The organism is Bacillus cereus group sp. N31, from assembly GCF_016483245.1.
Lineage (GTDB): Bacteria > Bacillota > Bacilli > Bacillales > Bacillaceae_G > Bacillus_A > Bacillus_A toyonensis.
In genome coordinates this window covers 316,263-332,714 of the sequence record NZ_JAEHCH010000001.1, presented here as the reverse complement: position 1 = coordinate 332,714, position 16,452 = coordinate 316,263, and the positions used below count along the sequence as shown (strand labels likewise).

Genomic DNA, 16,452 nt, shown 5'->3' with positions numbered 1-16,452 from the left:
ATCATTTCCTTACATCTTGTATACTTTTATACATAAAGTCCATAGCTTCTGTTACTTTTGTTCCAGGATTTGATCCAAATAAGTCTGGTGGTAAAATAACTACACGATTTTGTTTTACTGCATCTAAATTTTTCCACGCTTCATTTTTCATCATTTCGCCTTCAAATGCTTTTTTCACGCTATTCGGGTCTCCGTGTGTAATTAAATAAATTACATCTGGATTCGCCTCAATAATACGTTCTACACTTAGCTGTGCATATTGCGGATATTCTTTCATTTCTGGAAAACCAGCTGCAATATTTTTTCCGCCCGTTTTCTCTAAAATGTCACCTGACAGAGATGTTGGTAATGCCGCTAAATAAGTTCCTGGTGCTCCATACACTAGCAATGCTTTCACATCACTCTTTTTCTCATATTTCTTCATTTGATCATTCATTTTTTGATTCAGTTCTTTTGCTTTATCTTCTTTCTTCATTACTGCTCCGTATATTTCAATATTCTTTTGAATATCTTGTACAGAATTTGCAGTAGAAATGACTACTTTCGTCCCTTGACCTTCAACCGTTGGAACACTCTTTTGGAATCCATTGTTAGCAACAAGTACATCTGGCTTTAAGCTAGCAATTTGCTCAAAATTCGGCTGATGTGCATTCCCAATTACTTGCGCTTTCTTTAACTCCTCCGGAAGAGTTAATTTCGTATCTGGACGACCTATAATCTTTCCGCCTAAAGCATGAATAATATCCATATCACCCATACTTAATGTTGCAAAGCTCTCTGGTGTTTTATCGAATGTTACCTTTCTTCCCGATAGGTCGGTAATTTCGATTTTTTCTTTTCCTTTTTCTGTTTTGGTTGCAGATGCTTTGTCGTTTTCCTTTGCATTGCAACCTATTAATAAGAAAAAAACAGATAAAATCGCTGTAAATAGCGTAATAGACTTTTTCATTCTTCCACCTCTAATTGATAATGATAATCATTAACCACTATTCTACTTTAATTGATAAAGATTATCATTGTCAACAAAAAAACGCATACATTTTCTTCAAAAAAAACAAAAAGCGCTACAAAAAGATCCTTTCTTTTTGTAGCGCTCTATTTAATACTATTACTCACATTCATTTTCCTCCAACTGGTCACGCATCACTTTTACACGCTGAAAGAAAAAGAACGATAAACTTAAAAATATAACGATGCTCCCCATCATAACAAAAAATTGTATCGTTTCTTTTGCTCCATTCGGAATCAATAAGCCAACCATTAACAATGTGCTTACAGCGAGAAGGATCTGTCCGAACCGAGTATAATCTTCTATTTTCCCTTGTAATTCTTTCATCATATTCTCACTCCTCCATTTCACTGTATCATATTCTATGAAACTGAAAGACAAGTAAATGCAGCCATTCGGGGAGATGTTTTCCAAAAGAAAAAGAGCCGCTTAATTGCGACTCTTTCCTATCTATTCCACACCTTTATATGCTTCCATATAAATTTCTTTCAACTCTGAAATGAGCGGTAATTTCGGATTAGCTGTTGTACATTGGTCTTCAAAAGCCCGTTCTGCTAATACTCCAACAACCTCTTCAAATTTCTCTTTATCGACTCCTTGCCCCATAATACTCATATTAATATTCAAGCTTTTTCCAAGCTTAATAATTGCTTGGACAAGTGATTCCACCCCTTCTGCTGCCGAACTTGCTGGAAGCCCGAGCATTCTCGCTATATGTGCATATCTTTCATCTGCCACAAAGTACTCATATTTTGGGAACAATGCGTGTTTTCTTGGCTTAATAGCATTATAGCGGACTACGTGCGGCATTAGAATGGCATTTGCGCGTCCGTGCGGAATATGGAATTCTGGTCCAATCTTATGTGCTAAGCTGTGATTAATACCGAGGAAAGCATTTGCAAATGCCATCCCTGCAATTGCAGAAGCGTTATGCATTTTTTCTCTTGCTTCTTCATCATTTCCATCTTTATATGCTCTCGGTAAATATTTGAATACGAGATCAATAGCTTTTAATGCTAATCCATCTGTATAGTCATTTGCCATAACAGACACATACGCCTCAATTGCATGTGTTAAAACATCCATACCAGTATCTGCTGTTACATGTGGTGGTACTGTCATTACAAATTGCGGATCAACAATCGCTACATCTGGTGTTAATTCATAATCTGCAAGCGGATACTTTATATTATTTTTCTTATCTGTAATAACCGCAAATGGTGTCACTTCTGACCCTGTTCCTGATGTTGTTGGAATGGCAACAAACTGCGCTTTATTTCCTAATTCCGGATATTTACATGTACGTTTTCTTATATCTAAAAATTTCTGTTTAATGCCATAGAATGATGTTTCTGGATGCTCATAGAATAACCACATCCCTTTTGCCGCATCCATAGCTGAACCGCCACCAAGTGCAATAATTACATCAGGCTTAAAGCTTCTCATCATTTCCGCACCTTTAAAAACAGTTTCATCTGACGGATCTGGCTCGACCTCAAAGAACACTTCAACTTTCACATCATTTGCATGCTTACGTAAATAGTGCGTAACTGTGTCTACATAGCCGTGCTCAACCATTCCTGGATCCGTTACAATAAATGCGCGTGAAATGTTAGGCATATTTGCTAAATACGCCGTAGCATGTTTTTCAAAATAAATTTTTGGTGGCAACTTGAACCACTGCATATTCTTTTTTCTATTTGCCAGCCTTTTTATATTTAATAAATGAGTCGCTGTTACGTTTTGAGAAACTGAGTTTTTCCCGTATGAACCACAACCAAGTGTAAGCGATGGAATAAACCCATTATATATGTCACCTATTCCGCCTTGTGATGAAGGTGCATTTACAATAAGACGGCAAGCTTTCATACGTAAACCAAATTGTTTTTGTACTTCTTTATTTGTAGAATGAATGACTGCTGAATGCCCTAAACCTCCAAGATTCAACATTTCTTCGCAATATGTAAATCCTTCTTCTAATGAATTCGCTTTTACACAAGCTAATACTGGGCTCAGTTTCTCACGAGATAGTGGATACGCTGCCCCAATTCCTTTAATTTCAGCTACAAGTATTTTTGTATGTTCAGGCACAGTAATCCCAACTAATTCGGCAATATACTGTGCAGATTTCCCTACAATATCACTATTTACTGCACATGTATTTTCATTTATAACGAGCTTTTCTAATTTCTTTCTCTCTTCCTCTGTTACAAAGTAACAATTATTTGCAATCATTTCTGTTTTAACATCATCATAAATTTCTTTATCGATAATGATTGCCTGTTCCGATGCACAAATCATACCGTTATCAAATGTTTTCGATAAAATTAAATCATTAGCAGCTCGTTTTACATGTGCTGATTTCTCTATATAACACGGTACATTACCAGGACCTACACCTAGTGCTGGTTTACCAGTAGAATAAGCCGATTTCACCATACCAGCGCCTCCAGTTGCTAGAACGAGTGCGACACCATCATGGTTCATTAATTGTTTCGTCGCTTCGACAGATGGTCTTTCAATCCATTGAATACAATGCTTTGGCGCACCCGCCTTCACCGCTGCATCATATACTGTTTTGGCCGCTGCAACGGAACAATTTTGTGCAGAAGGATGAAATGCGAAAATAATTGGATTTCTCGTTTTTATCGCAATTAATGCTTTAAACATTGTTGTTGACGTTGGATTCGTTACTGGCGTTACTCCAGCTACTACACCGACTGGTTCCGCGATTTCTATTATTTCTTCATGAGGATCTTCATGAATAACTCCTACCGTTTTATCTTTCTTTATGCTATGCCAAATATATTCAGTGGCAAAAATATTTTTTATGCATTTGTCTTCATAGACACCACGGCCTGTTTCTTCAACAGCCAATTTTGCAAGCGACATATGTTGATCAACACCTGCTAGTGCCATTTCATGAACAATGTTGTCAATCTGTTCTTGTGTAAAACTTTCTAATGCTTGTAAAGCTTCTTGACCGTTATTTACTAACGTATCAATCATCTCTTTTACCTCTTGCATTTCATTTACAACTTTCTCTTTGACTACCATGTAAATTTCCTCCTATTCTGTTATCACGGTCTTTATAAGTCCCTATAGGTCATAAGAAGTCCCGATTAGCGAAAAAAAATAGAGTTACCGTCCTACATGAATTCCATTGTTTGTGAAATATTTCACAAATTTATTCGTGAATAACATTTCATGAATTCAATATACATGAAATCATTTCATTTGTGTATGTCTAATTTGTGAAATATTTCACAAATAAACATAATAAAAATGCACTGCTCCACATTAGCAGTGCATTTTTATTATGCTAGCGCTTGTGCTAAATCTTCAATTAAATCTTCACCATCTTCAATTCCGACAGAGATACGAATTAATGTATCTGTAATTCCTAATTCTTTACGACGATCTGCTGGGATTGATGCATGTGTCATTTGAGATGGGATAGAAATTAAACTTTCGACTGCTCCTAGGCTTTCAGCAAGTGTAAAGTATTGCAGTTTCTCAAGTACTTTATTTAATGTTTCCTCACTATCTACATCAAATGAGATGATAGCACCAAATCCGTTTGCTTGTTCTGTTGCTAATTCATGGTTTTGATGTGATTCAAGGCCTGGATAATATACTTTATTTACTTTTGGATGATTATTTAAGAATTCAGCAATTGCGCGTGAATTCGTTTCATGTTCTTCCATACGAATTCCTAACGTTTTTAAACCGCGAAGTAGTAAGAAGCTATCTTGTGGTCCAAGAATACCTCCCGTTGAGTTTTGTACAAAGTGAAGGTCTTCTGCTAGTTGTGGGCTATTTACCACTACTAGACCTGCAACTACGTCACTATGACCTCCTAAATATTTCGTTGCACTATGAAGTACAATGTCTGCTCCTAAAGAAATCGGCGACTGCCAATATGGCGTCATGAATGTATTATCAATAATTGTTAATAAATCTTTCTCTTTAGCAAGAGTAGATATTTTCTTAATATCAGTAATTTTTAGTAGTGGATTCGTTGGTGTTTCCACATAGATCGCTTTCGTATTTGGACGAATTGCTTCTACAACTTCCTCTAAGTTTGTTGTATCTACAAATGTATGCTCAATACCGAAGCGGTTTAATACTTTCGTAATAACACGATACGTTCCCCCATAAACATCATCTGTTAAAATAACGTGATCACCTTTTGAGAACAACATAATTGTTGCTGTAATAGCAGCCATTCCCGAACCAAATGCAAATCCAGCATGACCGTTTTCTAATACGGCAATCATTTCTTCTAAAGCTGCTCGTGTTGGGTTGCCTGTACGTGAATATTCATATCCTTGATGCTTACCAACTGCTTCTTGTTTATACGTACTTGTTTGATAAATCGGTACGTTTACAGATCCAGTTGAAGGTTCTCCTATGCGAATACCATGAATTAACTTTGTCTTTGCTCTCATTTTTTATTCCCATCCTTTGTATATGTCTTTACTTAAATAGCGCTCACTACTATCAGGAAAAATCGTTACAATATTTGTACCTGGTGTTGCTTTCTCTGCCTCCAGTAAACTTGCATGAAATGCTGCTCCTGAAGAGCTCCCAACTAAAAGTCCTTCTTTTTGGGCTAATTCTTTTACTCGTAAAAATGCATTTCGATCAGAAATCGTATGAATTTCATCAAAATAAGATGTTTTCAAAAATGGTGGAATAAATTCAAGACCAATTCCTTCTGTTTCATGTGAACCAGCTTTACCACCATTTAAAATAGATCCTTCTGGTTCTACAATAACTGTTTTAATATCTATATTTTTTTCTTTCAAATAAGACGCAGTTCCCATGAATGTACCGCCGGTTCCTGCTCCAGCAACAAATATGTTAATCTCTCCATTCAATGCATTCCAAAGTTCAGGACCTAATGTTTTGAAATAAGCACGTGGGTTTGCTTCATTCGCAAACTGACTTGGAGAGTATGAATTCGGTATTTCATTTACTAACTCTTTTGCTTTTGCAATTGCTCCGGTCATTCCTTGCTCAGTCGGTGTATGCACGACTGTTGCGCCTAGCGCTTTCATTAATTCTTGTTTCTCAATACTAAATTTCTCTGGTACACAAACAATAACGCGTAAATCATGTTCTAACGCTGCAAGTGCCAGTCCAATACCAGTATTTCCAGCAGTCGGTTCAATAATTGTTCCACCCTGCGTGACAAGCCCTTTTTCTAGCGCGTCTTCGATTAATTCTCTTCCTAAACGATCCTTAACGCTTCCGCCTGGGTTATAAAATTCAAGCTTCGCAAATAAACGGACCCCTTCTGGAAGTGAAAACCGAGTAATTTCTACAATTGGTGTATGACCAATTAACTCATGAACTCCACGATATACATTCATCGTGTTCTCCCCCTTATTTGCCAATAAAGAAAAGGCAACTGTATGTATTTTCTTTATATGAGACAGTTGCCTTTTTGTTACATTACTTTAACTCTTCTAGTACTTTTACGATAAAGTTTGTAGAATGAAGGGCTGCTTGATCTAAAAATTGATCAAATGAAACATTTGATTCTTTACCAGCAATATCGGAAAGTGCGCGGATGATAACAAACGGAACTTCGTATTGGTGGCACACTTGTGCAACAGCTGCCGCTTCCATTTCTACTGCATAAAGATTTTCAAATTTATCACGAATTGCTGCAACGCGGTTCGGATCACTCATAAATGAATCACCTGTTGCAATCATACCTTTTACAACTTGAATATTCTCTTCAGCTTGCATACATTTCTCAGCTAATGCAACTAATGCCTCATCAGCTTTAAATCCAGGTGGCATTCCTGGTACTTGACCATATTCATAGTTAAATGCTGTTACATCTACGTCATGGTGACGAACTTCTGTTGAAATAACTACATCTCCAACATTTAGAGAATGATGGAATCCACCAGCTGAACCAGTATTAATTACTTTTTCAGGCTTATATTTTTCTAATAAAATTGTCGTTGACATCGCTGCATTTACTTTACCAATACCAGACTTTAACAAGATTACTTCATGTCCTGCTAATAGTCCTTTCGTAAATTCACAACCCGCAACCGTTTCTGTTTTTGCTTGTTCTAATTTGTCACGTAAAATACGTACTTCTTCTTCCATTGCTCCAATTACAGCAATTCTCAATCTAATCCCTCTTTCTATTGCTTAGTTGCCTCCATTACCCAAACGAAATGATTTAATCTCGTAAACGTTACATGGAAGCCATTGTTTTCAAATATAGTCTGCATGATCGGAATACGTGTATAGTATTCCGTTTGCAAATCGTTTGCTAACTGGTGAAAACCTCTTTGTTTTGCTGTTTCAACAGTTTTATCATATGCATCTTGATCTGCAAATATCGTATCAGCAAACACTATTTTACCACCTTTGTTTAGCAATTGACTATACTTCGCAACAGCTACATTTTTTTCATCATTTGTTAAATGATGAAATGCATAGGTGCTTACAATGGTATCAACTGAATTCGGAACTTCAAACGAAAGAAAATCACCTTCTGTAATAGAAAATTCCTTTGGCAATTTCTCTTTTGCAATCATGCGCATTTCACGCGACGGTTCTATACCGTAAACTGTACGACCGGCAAGTAATAATTTATTTGTTAAATTGCCAGTACCAACACCAAATTCTAATACGTTACCAAATGACTTGTTAACTACATCCTCTAAAATGTCCTCATAATGGGCGAAAACTTCTTTATATTGTATATCTTCGCCTTGTACGAATGAGTCGTACGTATGAGCCCACTCATCAAATAAACCATTAAATTCTGTGCCCATAAAAATTCCCCTTTTTCTTATCGGTTTTATCAGTATGATATTCCCTCTTTCTAAAAATGTCAATTGAAATGCACATGGTATTTCCTTCTTTTCTTTGTTACACTGTAGTTGATTACATAGGAGAGGGGGCATCTTCATGTCATTTACCTTTGAAATGTTAGAAGATAAAATAGAATTTTTTGAAGCGGGAGACTTAGCTTCCTTAGAAAGAAAAATTAGTGAACAAATTGATAATAATAAAGCACTTATGCTTGAAGTTCATCACATCTCGCATCAAATGGTTATGGATCCCGAAAGCAAAAGACCGTATTACAGCGCGGTTGTTCATTTTAAATTAAAGAAATTACGCTAACTAAAAAAGAGAAGCTCCTAGGAGCTTCTCTTTTTTAGTTTAGAGTTTGAACAAGCACTGGTTTCCAGCCCTCATTTTCTACCCAATCAATATTTACATAATATTTTTTACCTGATTGCTTATCTTGTACGTTTCCGTAAGCTTTATTCTTACCGTTATTTCCGATTCTATGAATAACTAATTGCTCTACCGGAACGTCAATTGCAGCGGAAATCGCTTGATTCATCTCATTCCAATCTGCTGTACCTTTGTTAAACGTCATCGCAGGTGTTGCACCTTGCTCTGTACCTACTGGCTTCCAAGAAGGTTTCGTATAAGCATCTGTTGCCTTTGGCTGTGTTTTTTCAGCTGCCACTTTCTCATTAGCTTTCGCTTCTTCTTCAGCTTTTTGCTTTTCTTCTTCAGCCTTTTGCTTCTCTTCTTCTTCCTTCTTCTTAGCCTCTGCCTTCTCTTGTTCGTCCTTCTTCGTCTCTTCTTTACCTTTAGCTTTCTCAGCTTTATTTTCTTTTGTTGTTTGCTGAGCTACCTTTTTATCATTAGAAGACGCTTGCTCTTTTGTGTCAGGAACGAACAATTGATATGCTACAATAGCTACTGCCACTAATACAATAGCGATTGCAATATTTAAAACACCGTTTTGACGACGTTTTTGTTGTTTCTGTTGGAATCTAGATCCTCCTGCCATTCTTCAAACCTCCATGCAGTTTTTCATACTTGCTATTGTAACATTAAATCTAGAAAGGTTGAACATTTACAATAATATTTTCATGAAATGAAAACATTTCACTATGAATTGCAAGATTACTTTTCATTCTCTAATCGATGGATTTCTTCTACGATATCTTTGAAAATGGATGTGACTTTATTTACACTGCTGTCCGTTTCTATATCAACGACAACTAAAGCATATCTTGGATTTTCATATGGAAAATAACCTGCAAACCAGCGATTGACCTTCATCCCTTTTCCTGTTTGTGCTGTCCCAGATTTTCCAGCGACACTTAGTGGCAACGACTTGAATGCTGCTCCTGTTCCTTTCTCTGTTGTTACAACGCCTCTTAATAACTCTTGTAATGTTTTTACTGTTTCATAAGAAAGCTGTTTTCCATTTAATTTATGGTTTTCAAATGTAAAAAAGTCACTTCCATTTTTATACACTATTTTTTTAACAGCTTTCACTTCCATTTTTTCTCCATTCCTAGCAATCGTCGCCATCATATTAGCGATTGCTAGAGGTGATATACGTACATCTTTCTGTCCAATTGCTGTTTGCGCTACCGCTTTTTTACTAGTCTTATTTTCCTCACTCCCCCAGATAATAGCACTCTTCTCCTCTGGCATTTGCTCGAAACGCGATGTATGAAATACCGAACCGTTCCAACCAACCTTTCCAACTGCTCCTAAAGCCGCTACGTACGTTTCTAACACCATCTTATCCTTTTGTATTAGCTCGTTACCTAACTGTGAGAATGCCCTGTTACAGCTTCTAGCAAAGCTCCCTTTAAAACTAAGTGTTCCCATCAAAACTTGTGGGTCGTTTTCACCATATAAATCTTTATTACAATTAAATGTGCGATTCAATACATTTATATTTTGATCAATCGCTGCCGCTGCAACTACTGTTTTAAAGACAGAACCAGGAAAATGCGGTGTTAACATTTGATTTTCAAGTGTAGCTTTATATAATCTTTCGTTTTTAACCTGTAAAGATGGTTTGCTAACCATCGCTAGTATTTCATTTGTTTTTACATCAAGTAATACTAATCCCCCCTTCTTTATTTCACTTTTTTCAATTGTCTCTTCTGCTTCTTGCTGCAACTCTTTATGTAAAGTAGTTTGAATTGTAACTGGATAAAATGGATTTCCTGGCGAAGTGTATTTCGCCTGTTTTCCAAAAATCGGTTCTCCTTGCCGGTCCACTTGATACAATACTTTTGCCTCTCCATCAGTTAATAAAAATTCATCAAAAGATTGCTGTAATCCGGAAATACCAATTGGGGTTTGTTTTGAAATTTTTTCTACTTCTCCATATCGCTTTTGGAATTCTCGTTCATTCTCCCCCACTTCACCCACTAAATGATTTGTCCCTCCAGTTTGTTTTAATCGAACTTCAGCCGCTACAATGCCCAATACATTTAATTGATTAATCTTCTCCATCTGCTCTCGTACTAAAGGAAATGGCTCATTTCCTCTTTGGAGTATAAATGCATTTTTTTTATCTTTCATTTGTATTTTGATCTCTTGTCTCGACACACCAATGATATGCGCAATTTTCTTTAACATGTCATTTTTTATTTGTAAAAAAGGAAAAATAATTAAAACTGGGTATTTCTCTTCACCAATTTCTTTATCATTCCGATCTGTAAAATGTCCTCTTCCATTATCTACTGTAAGTGATTGTGTTCGTTGTGTAACGCTTCTTTCGATTAAATTAATATTTCGATCAGTAAAAGATTCAGTATCTATAATCTGTATTTGGAGTAAACGACAAAGTAATAAAAACATCACACATATAAAACAAATTAAAACAACTGTAATTCTCTGTCTTATTTTCATAAAAAAACACCTCGTCTATTATAGTTTGGACGAGGTGTTTAACCTTTTATACAAATAAAAAAACCACTCGTTTTTACACGAGTGATTTTTATTATTTAACAGAGATAATCTCTACTTGCATTTCTCCGCCTGGCGTTTGAATTGCTACCTTCTCACCAATTTGCTTACCTAATAAGCTCTTTGCGATTGGAGAATCGTTAGAAATTCTTCCTTCGAATGGGTCAGCTTCCGCGCTACCTACGATTGTGTAAGCTTCTTCATCTCCATTTGGTAATTCTTTAAATGTTACTGTTTTACCTAATGTAACGACAGTAGATTCTTCGCCATTATCTTCGATGATAACTGCGTTACGAATCATGTTTTCTAATTGTGTAATACGTCCTTCTACGAACGCTTGCTCATCTTTCGCTGCATCGTACTCAGAGTTCTCAGAAAGATCGCCGAAGCTACGCGCGATTTTAATACGCTCTACTACTTCTTTACGTCTTACTGTTTTTAATTGCTCAACTTCGTTCTCTAATTTTTGCTTACCCTCTTGCGTCATAGGGTATGTTTTTTCTGTTGACATATTTTCCACTCCTTTTATATACCAATCCCCCGAAAAAAGAGGAGTTCCATATGAAAACTCCTCCGCTTCCATTGTTAGCGGAGGTTTCTAGTACCCTTGCACTAGCGGAGTTGTCACATACAACCCCGTATTTCCAATTCTTCTTTTAAAGAAGATATGTATGGAAAGTTGATATAAATATGCCCTCACCTATATATAGATGAGGTTGCATGCTTCATTGTATTCGATAGGAAGGGAAAAAATCCCTTCCTATCGTATATCTTTTACTATGCTATTACAAATTTACTTTTTGTTCAAGAATTGTTGCAATTTTTGTCACCATAATATCAATTGCAACATGGTTTTGTCCACCTTCAGGGATAATAATATCCGCAAATTTCTTAGAAGGCTCAATAAATTGATTGTGCATTGGACGCACAACAGTTACGTATTGATCAATAACTGAATCCATCGTACGACCGCGCTCTTTAATATCACGCTGCATGCGGCGCAGGATACGAAGATCTGCATCTGTATCAACGAATAACTTAATGTCCATCAACTCACAAAGACGTGGATCTTCTAAAATAAGAATTCCTTCTAAAATGATTACATCTTTCGGCTCAACTGGAATAATTTCTTCTGAACGCGTATGCAATGTATAGTCATATACAGGCTTATCAATTTGCTCATATGCAAGCAACTGCTGCAAATGTTCAATTAACAGATCATTATCAAACGCAAGCGGATGATCATAATTTGTTTTTAAACGCTCTTCCATCGGTAAATGGCTTTGATCTTTGTAATAATAATCTTGCTCCAAGATTAAAATGGAATGACCTTTAAAATGGTCAAAAATCGCTTTCGTTACACTTGTTTTTCCTGATCCTGAACCACCAGCGATTCCAATTACAACAGGCTTATTCGTCCCCATTCGACTACCACTCTTTCTTATTGAAGTATGTTTTTGCGCATCATATTATTCACATACACTGGTTGATCCACTTTGAATTTTACGATTTGCAACGGATGTCTCGCTGCATCTAATTCGTTTCCATCCTCATCCCAAATTTTCTCCACCGTCTGCGTAAAGTTTTCTATTTCTGGTCCAAAGAACTCCACTTCATGTCCTGGTTTGAAGTGATTACGTTGCTCAAGCGTTACGATGCCCGTTTCTTCATTATAATCTAACACTAAACCAGCAAAATCATACGTTGTTTTCTTACTATGATTTCCAAACATTTGCTCTTGATGTCCTGGAACCCCTTCAAAGAATGCAGGAGCTGTATCACGATTTGCACATTTATCAAGCTCATCTAACCATTCTTGTTTAAACTCAAAGTTATCCGGATCCGCACAATACGCATCAATTACTTTGCGATATACAGTTGCTACAGTCGCTACGTAATGGATAGATTTCATACGTCCTTCAACTTTTAAGCTATCAATTCCAATTTCAATCATTTTCGGAATTGACAAGATTAAATTTAAATCTTTTGGACTCATCGCAAAGTGAGCATCTTCTTCTTGGAATAAAGGAAGCTCTTTTGCATCTTTATGTTGTGATACCGTTTGAACTAAGTCATAGTCCCAGCGACAAGATTGACAACAACCACCACGGTTAGAGTCACGCGCTGTCATATGGTTACTTAATGTACATCTTCCTGAATATGCGATACACATTGCACCATGGACGAATGCTTCAATTTCAATGTCCACTTTGTCTTTAATTTCTTTCATTTCTTCATAGCTTGCTTCACGAGCTAATACAAGACGATGTAAACCTTCTTCTTTCCAATACTGTGCTGCTTTCCAGTTGGATAGCGATTGTTGTGTACTTAAATGCACCTCAACAGAAGGCGCTACACGTTTACACGTCTCAATAATAAGCGGATCTGCAACGATAATTCCCGTTACACCAGCCTTTTCAATCCCTTTTAAATATTCCTCTAGCCCGTCCATATTTTCATTATGTGCGAAAATATTTGTTGTTACGTATATTTTCGCTCCATATCTCTTTGCAAATTCAACGCCTTCTGCCATATCTTCTAGCGTAAAGTTACCTGCATTAGAACGAAGACCAAATTCTTGTCCACCTAAATATACAGCATCTGCCCCATAATGGATAGCTACTTTTAATTTTTCTAAGTTACCCGCAGGGATTAACAGTTCAGGTTTCTTCACAATAACGCGCTTACCATCGATCACTCGTGAAATTTCTTGTACAGTCATTTCCTACACCCTCCTCGTTTAGTAAACCGTTTCTTTAAAGAAGAATCCTGTATCTAATGGACGATTTACTGGTTGCATTTCTTCTATTTCTTTATATAGATCATCTTTCACGTCATAATACGCATCACGATCTTCCACACACAAATCAATCGCTTGACGATATTTCTTCGTTACTTCAATAATGTATTCAGAGCTTTTTAGTACACCATCGATTTTTAAGCTATCAACTTCAGCCTCGATTAGTTCCTCTAATTCATCGATGAAACAAATATCATTCGGACTCATAATGTGAGTACCATTTTCATCTTCATAAATTGGATATTTATTGTTACGCTCTGGGTCATATAAAAACATATTCTCTTCATATTTTTTCTTTTCAACGTCAAGATTACGTCCTTGATACTCAAAGTAGTTTCCTACTAACGAACGCTTCGATTGGAACATACAAGTCATACCGTGAATTTGCACTTCAAGTTCCACTTCAGCATTTTCTTTTAAATCAACAATTTCATCTAAGCTAAGCTCACGAGCTAATACAGCACGCTTCGCTCCTCTTTGACCCCAGTAGTTACAAGTGAACCAATTTGTTGCTGTCGTTTCTGTATTCCAGTGCAGTTGCATATTTGGTGCTACTTCACGAACAGCCATTAATACCGCTGGATCTCCGAAGACAATTGCATCTACATGTACTTCGTTTAAAAATGCAACGTAATCTGTTAATTCTTCTACTTTATCATTATGGAACATAGCATTCATTGCTACGTATACTTTCACACCATTTTCATGTGCAATTTTAACAGATTTTTTTACATCTTCACGTGAAAATTCCCCTGCTAAACGTAAACCAAACTTTTGTTCACCGATCATTACTGCATCTGCTCCTGCTTTCGCAAGAGGTTCGATATCCGCCACCGCTCTTGGCGTTACTAACAATTCAGGTTTCTTCATACCTTGGTCACCCTCTCTTTTTACTAACAGCTACTCCATCTCCAATTGGGAAAATCGTTGTATCATATCCTTCATGGTTCATAAGCCATTCATTGTACGTCTTAATACGACGGATTAAACCACGTGTACGTCTATTTTCAATTTTCTCTTTTGTCGTTACAAGACCATGGTACATAACATTATCTGAAATAATTACGCCACCAGGGTTTAATAACGGTTCATATAAGTCAAAAAAGCGACGATATTGTCCTTTTGCTGCATCAATAAAAATAACGTCAAATGTTCCGTGTTCTTTTACTTGTTCACCCGTCTCTAACGCATCACCGTATATAACTGAAATACGTTCTTTTACTGGGGAACGTTCTATATATTCAAGTGCTTTTTCATATCGTTCACGATTGCGCTCAACTGTCACAATACGTGAATTTGGAATAGCTTGCATCATACGAATACTAGAATAGCCAATTGCTGTACCAAGCTCTAAAATGCTTTTCGGTCCAATTAAACGTAAAAATTGCAGCATAAATTCCATTCCAAGTCTATCCATAATCGGCACATGATTTTCTGTTGCATATTCTTCCATTTCAAGAATTAATTTATCTTTTGGATCAATAAATGATAATAGGTACTCGTTAACTGCATCCTCCATAAATGGTCCTCCTTATTTACATGGAGAAGTGCCTCTATGACGTCTTTTCACACATAGAATGCAATAAAAATACAAGCCAGCTTTACCCTTAGCTTGTACGTCCCGTTTTGATATTAAAAACGATTCTTCTGCCAGTTTTTAACCCGATATATTTTACCACAAAAAAGAGGGATGTGCGACCTTTTTCGCTATCCCTCCCCATTTCACTGTTTTTTCGTAATATATTTTTGCTTTAATGCATTATGCTCTTCTAATGTTTTCGCATAGTACACTTCACCACTTGGTGCAGCTAAGAAATAATAATAATCTGTTTGCGCAGGTTCTAACGCAGCTTCCACTGAATGTTTACCAGAGTTCGCAATCGGTCCAACTGGTAATCCTTTTACAACATACGTATTATACGGTGAATTCACCTTTAAATCCTCGTATAATACACGTTGCTTATGCTTTCCAAGCGCGTATAATACCGTTGGATCTGTTTGAAGCGGCATACCTTTTGCTAAGCGATTATAAAAGACACTAGAGATCTTTTGGCGATCTGTAAAACCAGTCGCCTCTTCTTCAATCAGTGAAGACAATGTTAAAAGCTGATGAACATCCCAGTTCTTCGCTTTCATTTTCGCCTCGTTTTGAACAATGATTGCATTTGTTTTCTCAAGCATTGGAATTACGATTTCTTCTAACGTTGTATCTTTCTTATAGAACGAATACGTCGCAGGATATAAATACCCTTCTAATGGATATTTAATATTACTATCAAAGATTTTATCCGTTAATAACTTCGGATACTTTTGCTGCATTTTTTGAATAAATGCTTTATCGTTTAATTGACGCGTAACATCATCTTTATTCCACTTTAATTCACTCGCAACCGTTTCTGCAATTTCAGTTACTTGCGCTCCTTCTTTTATCGTCACTTTATACAGAGCTGGACGATGTACATTACCAGATGACATTTGTTCAATGACATCTGAGGCACTCATTGAAGGATTTAATAAATATGTACCAGCTTGTAAGTTTTTTGATTTAGCCTTTGTATAAAAGCTAAAAACTGTACCGTTTTTCACAGCACCCTTTTCTTCTAAAATTTCACCAATTTTACTAGTAGATGATCCTTTCGGAATTTCTACTTCAATCTCTTTTTTATTCCCGCTATCAACTGGTCCTAATGCCGATGAAATATACGCATAGACTGAACCACAAACTAAAAGCAGTGCAATAATCGAAAATAAAAAAATGCGTCTACGCTTCTTTTTCACTTGATTCTCTATCAAAACTCTTCCTCCTTATTCAATTGTAGGCCATATGTACGTCTTTCTATACAACACGATGAAAAATCACAATAAACTT

16 protein-coding genes are annotated in these 16,452 nt (G+C 36.5%); 1 reads left to right on the top strand and 15 read right to left on the bottom strand.

From position 1 onward, the window contains the following. Position 1: 1 nt before the first annotated feature. From JDS81_RS01740 to JDS81_RS01710, 7 genes are all read right to left on the bottom strand, one after another. Positions 2 to 949 carry an ABC transporter substrate-binding protein gene (locus JDS81_RS01740; protein ID WP_097952901.1) on the bottom strand — a complete coding sequence of 316 codons (948 nt, stop codon included), beginning with the start codon at positions 947 to 949 and terminating at the stop codon, positions 2 to 4. A gap of 159 nt (positions 950 to 1,108) precedes the next feature. Then, a complete protein-coding gene (locus JDS81_RS01735; protein WP_033657341.1) occupies positions 1,109 to 1,336 on the bottom strand; it encodes a YrhC family protein in 228 nt (75 codons plus the stop codon). Positions 1,337 to 1,459: 123 nt separating this feature from the next. Next, positions 1,460 to 4,066, bottom strand: a complete 2,607-nt coding sequence (gene adhE / locus JDS81_RS01730) for a bifunctional acetaldehyde-CoA/alcohol dehydrogenase (RefSeq protein ID WP_097952899.1) — start codon at positions 4,064 to 4,066, stop codon at positions 1,460 to 1,462. Between the two features lie 260 nt (positions 4,067 to 4,326). Beyond that, positions 4,327 to 5,460 (bottom strand): bifunctional cystathionine gamma-lyase/homocysteine desulfhydrase, encoded by a 1,134-nt coding sequence (locus JDS81_RS01725; protein ID WP_001201921.1) that lies wholly within the window; start codon positions 5,458 to 5,460, stop codon positions 4,327 to 4,329. 3 nt (positions 5,461 to 5,463) lie between these two features. Then, complete coding sequence (locus JDS81_RS01720) at positions 5,464 to 6,387, bottom strand: O-acetylserine dependent cystathionine beta-synthase (RefSeq protein ID WP_001103866.1); 924 nt, start codon at positions 6,385 to 6,387, stop codon at positions 5,464 to 5,466. 82 nt (positions 6,388 to 6,469) lie between these two features. Further along, positions 6,470 to 7,165 (bottom strand): 5'-methylthioadenosine/S-adenosylhomocysteine nucleosidase, encoded by a 696-nt coding sequence (gene mtnN, locus JDS81_RS01715; protein WP_001217044.1) that lies wholly within the window; start codon positions 7,163 to 7,165, stop codon positions 6,470 to 6,472. 14 nt (positions 7,166 to 7,179) lie between these two features. Continuing rightward, positions 7,180 to 7,818, bottom strand: a complete 639-nt coding sequence (locus tag JDS81_RS01710) for a class I SAM-dependent DNA methyltransferase (RefSeq protein WP_097952897.1) — start codon at positions 7,816 to 7,818, stop codon at positions 7,180 to 7,182. Positions 7,819 to 7,954: 136 nt separating this feature from the next. On the opposite strand from JDS81_RS01710, the gene JDS81_RS01705 reads away from it, so the two are divergent. Continuing rightward, positions 7,955 to 8,170, top strand: a complete 216-nt coding sequence (locus JDS81_RS01705; protein ID WP_000010979.1) for a YrzA family protein — start codon at positions 7,955 to 7,957, stop codon at positions 8,168 to 8,170. A gap of 34 nt (positions 8,171 to 8,204) precedes the next feature. Here JDS81_RS01705 and JDS81_RS01700 read toward each other — a convergent pair whose 3' ends face one another. The 8 genes from JDS81_RS01700 to mltG form a co-directional block, all read right to left on the bottom strand. Beyond that, positions 8,205 to 8,855, bottom strand: a complete 651-nt coding sequence (locus JDS81_RS01700; protein WP_000897105.1) for a YrrS family protein — start codon at positions 8,853 to 8,855, stop codon at positions 8,205 to 8,207. 116 nt (positions 8,856 to 8,971) lie between these two features. Next, positions 8,972 to 10,726 carry a peptidoglycan D,D-transpeptidase FtsI family protein gene (locus JDS81_RS01695; protein WP_097952895.1) on the bottom strand — a complete coding sequence of 585 codons (1,755 nt, stop codon included), beginning with the start codon at positions 10,724 to 10,726 and terminating at the stop codon, positions 8,972 to 8,974. 91 nt (positions 10,727 to 10,817) lie between these two features. Continuing rightward, positions 10,818 to 11,294 carry a transcription elongation factor GreA gene (gene greA / locus JDS81_RS01690; protein WP_000102593.1) on the bottom strand — a complete coding sequence of 159 codons (477 nt, stop codon included), beginning with the start codon at positions 11,292 to 11,294 and terminating at the stop codon, positions 10,818 to 10,820. A 274-nt stretch (positions 11,295 to 11,568) separates the two neighbouring features. After that, positions 11,569 to 12,207, bottom strand: a complete 639-nt coding sequence (gene udk, locus JDS81_RS01685; RefSeq protein WP_000537080.1) for a uridine kinase — start codon at positions 12,205 to 12,207, stop codon at positions 11,569 to 11,571. Positions 12,208 to 12,224: 17 nt separating this feature from the next. Beyond that, positions 12,225 to 13,505, bottom strand: a complete 1,281-nt coding sequence (locus JDS81_RS01680) for a peptidase U32 family protein (protein ID WP_097952893.1) — start codon at positions 13,503 to 13,505, stop codon at positions 12,225 to 12,227. An 18-nt stretch (positions 13,506 to 13,523) separates the two neighbouring features. Next, the gene (locus tag JDS81_RS01675; RefSeq protein ID WP_097952891.1) at positions 13,524 to 14,453 is read right to left on the bottom strand and encodes a peptidase U32 family protein; all 930 of its coding nucleotides are present in this window, start codon (positions 14,451 to 14,453) and stop codon (positions 13,524 to 13,526) included. A gap of 7 nt (positions 14,454 to 14,460) precedes the next feature. Further along, positions 14,461 to 15,102 carry an O-methyltransferase gene (locus JDS81_RS01670; RefSeq protein ID WP_000389100.1) on the bottom strand — a complete coding sequence of 214 codons (642 nt, stop codon included), beginning with the start codon at positions 15,100 to 15,102 and terminating at the stop codon, positions 14,461 to 14,463. 203 nt (positions 15,103 to 15,305) lie between these two features. After that, positions 15,306 to 16,376: an endolytic transglycosylase MltG gene (gene mltG, locus JDS81_RS01665; RefSeq protein WP_000572128.1), complete on the bottom strand. Its 1,071-nt coding sequence runs from the start codon at positions 16,374 to 16,376 to the stop codon at positions 15,306 to 15,308. Positions 16,377 to 16,452: the final 76 nt, after the last annotated feature.

What these genes read in the sequence shown, in the direction of transcription:
- JDS81_RS01695 (WP_097952895.1), bottom strand. Translation starts at nt 10,726, where the DNA reads ATGAAAATAAGACAGAGAATTACAGTTGTTTTAATTTGTTTTATATGT.
- JDS81_RS01740 (WP_097952901.1), bottom strand. Translation starts at nt 949, where the DNA reads ATGAAAAAGTCTATTACGCTATTTACAGCGATTTTATCTGTTTTTTTC.
- JDS81_RS01735 (WP_033657341.1), bottom strand. Translation starts at nt 1,336, where the DNA reads ATGAAAGAATTACAAGGGAAAATAGAAGATTATACTCGGTTCGGACAG.
- udk (WP_000537080.1), bottom strand. Translation starts at nt 12,207, where the DNA reads ATGGGGACGAATAAGCCTGTTGTAATTGGAATCGCTGGTGGTTCAGGA.
- JDS81_RS01670 (WP_000389100.1), bottom strand. Translation starts at nt 15,102, where the DNA reads ATGGAGGATGCAGTTAACGAGTACCTATTATCATTTATTGATCCAAAA.
- JDS81_RS01675 (WP_097952891.1), bottom strand. Translation starts at nt 14,453, where the DNA reads ATGAAGAAACCTGAATTGTTAGTAACGCCAAGAGCGGTGGCGGATATC.
- JDS81_RS01710 (WP_097952897.1), bottom strand. Translation starts at nt 7,818, where the DNA reads ATGGGCACAGAATTTAATGGTTTATTTGATGAGTGGGCTCATACGTAC.
- adhE (WP_097952899.1), bottom strand. Translation starts at nt 4,066, where the DNA reads ATGGTAGTCAAAGAGAAAGTTGTAAATGAAATGCAAGAGGTAAAAGAG.
- greA (WP_000102593.1), bottom strand. Translation starts at nt 11,294, where the DNA reads ATGTCAACAGAAAAAACATACCCTATGACGCAAGAGGGTAAGCAAAAA.
- JDS81_RS01680 (WP_097952893.1), bottom strand. Translation starts at nt 13,505, where the DNA reads ATGACTGTACAAGAAATTTCACGAGTGATCGATGGTAAGCGCGTTATT.
- JDS81_RS01705 (WP_000010979.1), top strand. Translation starts at nt 7,955, where the DNA reads ATGTCATTTACCTTTGAAATGTTAGAAGATAAAATAGAATTTTTTGAA.
- JDS81_RS01700 (WP_000897105.1), bottom strand. Translation starts at nt 8,855, where the DNA reads ATGGCAGGAGGATCTAGATTCCAACAGAAACAACAAAAACGTCGTCAA.
- JDS81_RS01725 (WP_001201921.1), bottom strand. Translation starts at nt 5,460, where the DNA reads ATGAGAGCAAAGACAAAGTTAATTCATGGTATTCGCATAGGAGAACCT.
- JDS81_RS01720 (WP_001103866.1), bottom strand. Translation starts at nt 6,387, where the DNA reads ATGAATGTATATCGTGGAGTTCATGAGTTAATTGGTCATACACCAATT.